The sequence below is a fragment of the Micromonospora sp. DT68 genome (assembly GCF_049847245.1).
Lineage (GTDB): Bacteria > Actinomycetota > Actinomycetes > Mycobacteriales > Micromonosporaceae > Micromonospora > Micromonospora profundi.
The window spans coordinates 1-266 of the sequence record NZ_JBNCNZ010000081.1 but is presented as its reverse complement, the minus strand read 5'-3'; the positions used below and the strand labels follow the sequence as shown (position 1 = coordinate 266).

Below are 266 nucleotides of genomic sequence, written 5' to 3'. Positions count from 1 at the left end.
GCCAGGCTGGCGTACCAGACCAGCGACTCCGGTGCCCGACTGGTGTTGACGACCACCGACCTGACCCCACTCGCACCGGAAGACACGCCGCGCTGGCAACTGGACCAACCCGACCCGCTCGCTGTCGCCGACGCACCGGACCCACTGCCTGGCGTCGGGGCTCTCCCCCAGCCGCCCGAGGTCGAGGTCCGCCCGCAGGATCCGGCGTACCTGCTCTACACCTCCGGCTCGACCGGCACACCCAAGGGCATCCTGGTCCCCCACCG

1 protein-coding gene is annotated in these 266 nt (G+C 71.8%); it reads left to right on the top strand.

All coding sequences use genetic code 11. The features are described from left to right. The coding region (locus tag ACPXB1_RS30715; RefSeq protein ID WP_425736191.1) for an AMP-binding protein at positions 1–266 on the top strand (266 nt) is incomplete at both ends.